This is a genomic window from Shewanella sp. Iso12 (assembly GCF_012030025.1).
GTDB lineage: Bacteria > Pseudomonadota > Gammaproteobacteria > Enterobacterales > Shewanellaceae > Shewanella > Shewanella algae.
This window is the reverse complement of the sequence record NZ_JAAUHW010000012.1, coordinates 174,392-181,394: the sequence shown is the minus strand read 5'-3', so window position 1 is coordinate 181,394 and position 7,003 is coordinate 174,392. Positions and strand designations below refer to the sequence as shown.

General features: G+C 56.4%; 6 protein-coding genes and 1 pseudogene. 3 read left to right on the top strand and 4 right to left on the bottom strand.

The annotated features are described in order from the left end of the window. Nucleotides 1-56: 56 nt before the first annotated feature. The 3 genes and pseudogenes from HCX89_RS18225 to HCX89_RS18215 all read right to left on the bottom strand — a co-directional run bounded on the left by HCX89_RS18225 (nucleotide 57) and on the right by HCX89_RS18215 (nucleotide 2,366). Nucleotides 57-1,187: an HlyD family secretion protein gene (locus tag HCX89_RS18225; RefSeq protein ID WP_062793878.1), complete on the bottom strand. Its 1,131-nt coding sequence runs from the start codon at nucleotides 1,185-1,187 to the stop codon at nucleotides 57-59. 273 nt (nucleotides 1,188-1,460) lie between these two features. After that, a pseudogene (locus HCX89_RS22935) lies at nucleotides 1,461-1,721 on the bottom strand (DUF3302 domain-containing protein); the annotation flags it as partial. 123 nt (nucleotides 1,722-1,844) lie between these two features. After that, a complete protein-coding gene (locus tag HCX89_RS18215; protein WP_028780646.1) occupies nucleotides 1,845-2,366 on the bottom strand; it encodes a GNAT family N-acetyltransferase in 522 nt (173 codons plus the stop codon). 208 nt (nucleotides 2,367-2,574) lie between these two features. On the opposite strand from HCX89_RS18215, the gene HCX89_RS18210 reads away from it, so the two are divergent. Beyond that, the gene (locus HCX89_RS18210; protein WP_167716938.1) at nucleotides 2,575-2,952 is read left to right on the top strand and encodes a hypothetical protein; all 378 of its coding nucleotides are present in this window, start codon (nucleotides 2,575-2,577) and stop codon (nucleotides 2,950-2,952) included. Nucleotides 2,953-2,965: 13 nt separating this feature from the next. Here the strand turns inward: HCX89_RS18210 and HCX89_RS18205 are convergent, their stop codons facing one another. Next, nucleotides 2,966-4,858 carry an alkaline phosphatase D family protein gene (locus tag HCX89_RS18205; RefSeq protein ID WP_167716936.1) on the bottom strand — a complete coding sequence of 631 codons (1,893 nt, stop codon included), beginning with the start codon at nucleotides 4,856-4,858 and terminating at the stop codon, nucleotides 2,966-2,968. A gap of 246 nt (nucleotides 4,859-5,104) precedes the next feature. Here HCX89_RS18205 and HCX89_RS18200 point away from each other — a divergent pair, with 246 nt between their 5' ends. Together HCX89_RS18200 and HCX89_RS18195 are read left to right on the top strand one after the other, a co-directional pair. Continuing rightward, nucleotides 5,105-6,376 (top strand): ATP-binding protein, encoded by a 1,272-nt coding sequence (locus HCX89_RS18200; RefSeq protein ID WP_025010207.1) that lies wholly within the window; start codon nucleotides 5,105-5,107, stop codon nucleotides 6,374-6,376. After that, a complete protein-coding gene (locus tag HCX89_RS18195) occupies nucleotides 6,373-6,903 on the top strand; it encodes a response regulator transcription factor (RefSeq protein WP_025010206.1) in 531 nt (176 codons plus the stop codon). The genes HCX89_RS18200 and HCX89_RS18195 overlap by 4 nt, the downstream gene beginning before the upstream one ends. The last annotated feature ends 100 nt before the right edge of the window (nucleotides 6,904-7,003 follow it).

Sequence of the window (7,003 nt, the reverse complement as noted above, 5' to 3'; positions counted from 1 at the left end):
GGAGTGTTCCTGGGGCTTTTTACTCTTGCCAAAGGCTTGCGCGTCGATAAGGAATATCAGTGATCCAGATAGAGATAGTTCTGCCAGCTTTTCATCCTTATCAATACTTTACGCATGATTGATACATGCTCAAAGCTATCGGAATAGATGGCGATCTCCACATTGGTGCCCAGTGGCAAATGATACTGACTCAGATCGTCCAGCGGCTTGAGTTTTACCAGTGGCCGGCCGTTGAGGCGAATTTGTGACGAGCCATAGAGCTGCCCCTGCGCCTGCACCTGAGATTCACCTATGGCCGGCAGCACTTCGACAACTTCGGCTTGAAACACCTTGCCCGGCAGGGCGCGGAAGATCAGCTCGGCCTTGAAACCGGGTTTCAGCCGCAGCAGCGAGTTTTGCCTAAAGGCGCCGACAAAAAAGCGCTCCTCTTGATGGACAAAGGTCATCACAGGCCTGAGGGGCATGGGCACCACCATCATTCCCGGTCTCAGGGTCAACTGGGTCACATAACCGTCTGAGGGGGCGCGCATGCTGGTTTCTTCCAGATTGAATCTGGCTTTTTCCAACATGGCGGCAATTTCGGCCACCTGGGTGTTTTGCCCCTGATACTCGGCTTCCAGTGCCAGCTTGGCGCGCCGGGCTTCGGCCTCGGCCGCCTCTACTGAGGCCTGGGCGCCGAGATAATACTGACGACGGTTGTCGACATCGGCGCGGGTAAAGGCGCCTTTTTCAAAACCGCTGCGGTAGCGCTCATATTCCAGTTGGGTTCTGTCCCGTTCGGCCTCGGCCTTGATGCGACTGGCCTCGGCGGCCTTATAGGCGGCGTCCAGCCCCAATACCGCCTGTTTGGCCTGCTCCAGGCTGGCCTCCAGCCGGGTGACTTCTGTCTGATAAGGAGTCGGATCGACCCGGAACAGCAGCTCGCCCTCCTTCAGCAGTTTGTTGGGGATGACGGGTACTTCTATGACCTTGCCGCGCACCGAGGGGATCAGCGGGGTGGTGACATACATCTGGCTGCCCATGGCGGTATGGGGATGGTTGTAGTTCATCAACAAAATCAAGGTGCCTATCAGTACTACTCCGCCGAGCACGGCGGTGGGCACACTCCACTTGTTGAGCGGGATGCGGAAAATCTTGAAGATGGCGACGCAGATGGCGGTATAAGTGAGGATAAGCAAGAGATCCATTTATCTGTTCTCCCCATTTTTGTTATTGCTCTGGGTCTGATTATCTGTACCTGGAATGTCGGCCGAGTCTGTTGCCGTATCCAAGTCCACGCCGCTGGTGGGTTTGGGGGCGGCTGGGGGCTCTTCTGAAGATGTTTGGACTTGGGTTGGGGTTTGGACTTGGGCACTCGGCGCTGCAAGGGGCTCTGTGGCGGCATGCTTTTGGGCTTCCAGGGCGGCGACTTTTTCACTCAATAGCTCCAACTGCTGCGCCAGGAGTACGGTTTCATGGTGCAGTGATTGCTGCTCCTGTTGAATTTTGTCAAAGCCCCAACCTCTGTCCTCGCGCCAGAGTGTGGCCCAGATCCACAGAAACGGCCACAGCACATGCAGGGTAAACAGGCTCACCCAGCCGGCATAGTGAATGGCGTCCTGATGGGGGTGGTTGCGTTTCTTGGCCAGCTCGTAGGGGATGTCGTGGATCACTATCACCCCGTAGAAGATCACCAGGGCGACAAAGATCAGCAGCCCCAGTGCGATATAATCCAGTGTCATCTAATCGGGTTCCCTTATTCGCAAATACGCTTGAATAAGTGTAGATGGCCGCTGGCGGATTGCCCGGGAATGATGAATTTTTTCAGGGGTATAAGACGAAAATCGGCTCGTGCCCGAATAGAGTTAGTTCTCTTTGGGCTCGGCAGGTCCCGGCAGCATAAGCTGATAAAACGCCAAATCCAGCCAGCGGCCGAACTTATAGCCCACCTGGGGCAGGGTGCCTGAGTGCTTGAACCCCAACTTCAGGTGCAGGGCAATACTGGCCTGGTTTCCGGCATCTATGGCGCCCACCATGGTGCGCATGCCGCGCTCCCGGGCCTGGGTTATCAAATGCTGCATCAGAAAGCGCGCCACCCCTTTGCCTCTATGCTCCGGGTGCACATACACAGAGTGTTCCACCGAATAGAGATTGGCCGGATAGCCGCGAAACGGGCCTAAGCTGGCAAATCCCAACAGTTGCCCCTGCTCATCCTCGGCGCCCAGAATTGGCCAGCTGCCTTGCTGTTTGGCGCCGAACCAGTCGCGGATCTGCTGTTCGCTCCTTGGCTGGTATTCATAAAGGGCTGTGGTATGGGCAATGGCATGGTTGAAGATGGCGCGTATCGCCTCGCCATGTTGCTCAAGTTGGCAGTGACACAGATGCATCTTAGGCTCCCAAGGTGGTTTCGCCTGAGTATGCCATAAGCCGGGCAACGCGCCATTACTTCAATGGGAACATATGAATTGGAGCAGGTAGCCATTCAGTGTGTTGTATTGCAGTCGAGAGGTGGGTGCTGTACTTGCTAGAGATGGTTAACATTAGCCAAAGTAACAGTTATTTTGATTGTATTAGGTCAATAAAAGGATGTGACAAATGAAAGTGGAGCAAAGGAGTCGTAAAGCCAGAGAAGTACATGCGGAAACCTTAATTAAAATAAGTACTAATCTGTTGACTGCTTTTGGTGTAACCATATTGATCTTGCCCTTGTCCGGTTTGGCCGGTATCGCGATCAAGAGCGGTGATACCGCTGAGCTTTGGGATCTGTTCCTTAAGTTGTTTGGCTCTTGGTATGGTGTTGTGGTGATTGCACTGGAGTTGCTGATAGGTTACATCGTGCTTTCTTTCCGTGATAGGGCGCTGGATGTCTATGATGAGCTTTATCCAGACGCCTGTGCCTCGGAAGTTGTCAAGGAGACGATAACCACTCCTGATATCAATCCGCCGGAAACGACTCCAAAGGCAGGAGAGTAAGCTTGAGCCTTTGTCAGTCGCGGCTCTCTTTGGGCGCTTGAAACTCGGTCAGGCTCATATCGGCATGCAGTACGGCTATCCGCTGGGGGGCGCCGTTTTCTGCCAGTTCCAGGAGGCCGATACCGCTTTGGTTGACCAGGCGTTTGCTGCGTTCCCCATTGGGGCGGCGGCCGCGGATCGACATACGTTTGCGTTTGGTCAGCAGATTGAGCGGCGAGAAATGACCATAGAGCCAGCCGTTGAGCTTATCAAACACAGGCAGCAGCTTTTCCGGGAACTGATTTTTGATGCCGCTGGCGGTGATCTGGTAGATGTTGGGACTGGCACGGCGAAAGCGGATCCCTATGTCATAAGCAAAGGAGTAATGCACATCGCCGGAGAGGATCACAAACTCCTGCGGGGTACGTCTGTGCATGAAGATCGACAACAGGGCGTTGGCGGCGCCAGGGTGCGCCATCCAGTTTTCGGCGTCCACCAGCAGCGAAGCTCCGATCAGGGTGGCCGTGCGCTGCACCGCCTCAATCAGTTTGACCCCGAAAATCGGTGCCGCCGACACTATGATGACCTTATCCTGCCCCAGCAGTGCCTGCTGAAGATCCATCAGCGCCTCCCAATCCATCAACCCGGAAGGCTTGGCCAGGTTGGATTCGCTGCGCCAGCGGCGGGTACGGGTATCCAGTACCACCATTCTGGGTTGAGTATCCAGGGTGTAGTGCCAGTTCTCACACTTGAGCAGCTTGTCTATCAGGGCATCCTGGCGCTCACTGTCGGCCAGATAGAGGCCGCTCAGCTCTTCGAAAAAGTCGGTAAACCTCTTGGGTTGATTGCCGAGAGCCTGAAACAGGGTGTAACCCAGCAAGGCATTGCCTATGATGCGCTTGGAGAAGGCGTGGCCATAGGCGGCCTCTTCCCAGCGGGCCGTCAGGTTCCAGTCGTCGGTAATGTCATGATCGTCGAAAATCATATAGGTAGGCAGATGCGCCAAAAGGCGCCTAACCTTGCCAAGGCCAGCCTTGAACTCCAACAGATGTTGCCACTGGGCCTGCCACTCCTGTGCCCGTTTACCGCTCAGCCCGGGCAACTGTTGCGGCAGTTCCAGTTGCTGCCACAGTTCCGGCGACCAGATTAAAAGATACAGGGCAGTAACTTCGGCGAAGCTCAGCAGATGGTTTTCTGCCATCGAGGAGGTAAAGATGGGGTGGTTGATATACCAGCGCCAGAGTGCAGTCTTGGCCGGATACTGGGTACGGGGCAAGAGCTGTTTCGGCCGCAGGTAGAGGGAGTCTGGGCCATAATCTATCTGCGCCGAGTCTTTGAGCGGGGCGTCACTAAAGTTCTCCTGTTTCAGTCCCAGCAGCGCTATTACCTGGGCAATAGCCACCAGGGTGGGGCCAGCCACGTCATCGACATAGAGCTGATCGCCGCTCAGCATCAGCAGCGCCGGTCGCTCGGCAGGGGCATTGTTCTGCTCCAGCAGAGTATCGGCCGCCACCAGTGCGTCGCCGCTGTGATGATGCGGGTTGCGACAGGAACCGTGCAGCAAACGATCCAGCCTGGGCTGCAGCACCAGTTCGGGGGTGGATTTATCCGGATAACACAGGCCTTCGATATCGGCGAACAGCGACTGACCATCGGCATCTTCCAAGCTGTAACCCACGGCTTGCCCTTGGGGCAGCAATCTGGGAACCTCCAGGTGCAGCAGATACTGCCAGGCATGTTCACCCAGTTGTACTCGGTGCACTTGTTCTTCATTCAGCGGCAAGGGCGCCGATTTGTGACTCAACTTAAGCGTCAATTGCGGGCTCAACGGCTTGCTGCTGACCCACCAGAGGGTGAAATGGTCCCGGTCGCAGTGGCGCAATATCGGGCCGGCCAGGATCAGCGGCAAGGAAGAGGAAGTGGTCATTGGCGGGTTCTGCAGCCTCTCAGGAATGAAAAAAGGTGAATCCACAGGGTAAACAAGTGCTTTGGCTTTGAAAAGGCCCTAAAATGTGAAGCCTTGTTAATGATGTAAAGCAGCTGTGCCAAGGCGATAGCGGTAGGCATTGATATCCCTGAGTCTTGTGACACCACAGCCAACTTGGCATATCTGCCGCCTCAACGCCTTTGCAGGTTTTCGGATAATAGACGAATGAAAAGCACCCGGATGGGAATGGATGGCATATTTGGTCGAACCGGTGGCCTGGCGGCGGCCGATCAACTGGCGTTGCTGCGGGTTTTGGGGTTGCTGCTGCAACTGGGGCTGACCCTGCTCGGCAGCGATGCCTTTGGCCTGACGCTGCAGCCTGAACCCTTGTGGTGGGTGTTTGGGCTGGAAAGCGCCTATCTGGCCTTGACCCTGTGGCTGCGTCATCCCCTCTATCGCCAGAGTGCCGGTATCTTTATCGCCCTGTTGCTGGATACCCTGTTTTGGATCTCCTGGCTGTGGTTTTCCGGTGGGGCCACCAATGCCTTTATTTCGCTGCTGCTGGTGCCGATTGCGCTGGCGGCGGTCACCTTGCCCGCCTGGGGCAGTTGGAGCCTGGCGGCGCTGTCGACCCTGGCCTACAGCCTGATGATCTTGAGCTTGCCGGAAGGGCATATGCGCCATCACGGCATGGATATGAGCTCTCACTTCCTGGGGATGTGGCTTAACTTTGTGGTATCGGCACTGGTGTTGACCACCAGTGTCGCTCTGATAAGCCGTCGTCTGCGGCGCCAGGATACCGAGCTTGGTTGGCTGAGGGAAAATCAGCTGCGGCAGGAACAACTGCTGGCGTTGGGCACAGCTTCGGCGCAGATGGCACACCAGTTGGCAACGCCGCTGGCGAGCCTGAGATTACTGCTGGATGAAGCCATGGAAGAGGGCCTGGATGCCGAGGCGCAGGCGCAAATGGGCCAAGCACTGTCCCGCTGTGAAGTCACTCTCAATGAACTGCGCCGCGCCACCGAATCGATTCGTGAACGTCGCCGCCAGGCCGTGACATTGGCGGCACTGGGGCAAAATATGCGCCAGCAACTCATGCTGTTGATGCCCGAGGTGGATTTCAGCCTCACCCTGCCCGCAGGCCTGACTGAACGTGAAATTATCACAGATGCCAGTCTGTTGCCGGCGCTGCTGGCGCTGGTGGATAACGCCGCCAAGGCCAGCCTCAACAATACAGGCGAGCCTAAGGTTGAAATTGGCTTCGACTCCCTAGGTGACACTCGGCTTGAAATTAACATCAAGGATTATGGCCGCGGTATAGAGGCGCATCTCTTGGGCGAGCTTGGGCTGATGCCGGTGGCGAGCCGCACAGGTATGGGGGTTGCCGTGCTCTTGAGTCACGCCAGCCTGGAGAAGCTGGGGGGCGAACTGGTGCTGCACAACGGCCCACAGGGCTGTGAGGCGCGTATCAGTCTGCCCTTATTGCCGGTTTCTGCCGGTAAAGGAGATGCGGCATGAAGCGGTTATTGATAGTCGAAGATGACCTGGCGCTGGCTGCCATTCTGAAACGGCGTATGCAGCGGCATGATTTCGAGTGCTGCCATGCAGAAGATGCCAGCCAAGCACTGCTCAGTGCCCGTAGCTGGCAGCCGAGCCATGTGCTGCTGGATATGAAATTGGCGCAAAGCAACGGCCTCAACCTGATAGTGCCGCTGCGAGCCAGCTTGCCCAAGGCCTGTATTGTGCTGCTAACAGGCTTTGCCAGCATAGCCACTGCGGTGGAGGCGGTGAAACTGGGGGCAGACAACTATCTGGCCAAGCCGGCCGACACCCGGACACTGCTGGCGGCACTCAAAGTCGAGCCTAAATCCCACACGGCTTCATCCCTACCTGATGAAACCCCGCTGCACCCCAAGCGCTTGGAGTGGGAACATATTCAGCAGGTACTCAATGCCAATAAGGGCAATGTCTCGGCCACCGCCCGCCAATTGGGAATGCATCGCCGCACCCTGCAACGCAAGCTGGCCAAGAAGCCAGTTGCTTAAAAAAATCCCGGCCTTTCGAGACGAGAAAAGGCCGGGGCAGGTTCAATTGCAGTGGAAATCTCAACGGCCTGCGGGAGCACGGTGAGGATGAACCCTTAAG

Excerpts from the sequence above, each read along its gene's own strand:
- HCX89_RS18225 (WP_062793878.1), bottom strand. The coding sequence starts at position 1,187 with ATGGATCTCTTGCTTATCCTCACTTATACCGCCATCTGCGTCGCCATC.
- HCX89_RS18215 (WP_028780646.1), bottom strand. The coding sequence starts at position 2,366 with ATGCATCTGTGTCACTGCCAACTTGAGCAACATGGCGAGGCGATACGC.
- HCX89_RS18210 (WP_167716938.1), top strand. The coding sequence starts at position 2,575 with ATGAAAGTGGAGCAAAGGAGTCGTAAAGCCAGAGAAGTACATGCGGAA.
- HCX89_RS18205 (WP_167716936.1), bottom strand. The coding sequence starts at position 4,858 with ATGACCACTTCCTCTTCCTTGCCGCTGATCCTGGCCGGCCCGATATTG.
- HCX89_RS18200 (WP_025010207.1), top strand. The coding sequence starts at position 5,105 with ATGGATGGCATATTTGGTCGAACCGGTGGCCTGGCGGCGGCCGATCAA.
- HCX89_RS18195 (WP_025010206.1), top strand. The coding sequence starts at position 6,373 with ATGAAGCGGTTATTGATAGTCGAAGATGACCTGGCGCTGGCTGCCATT.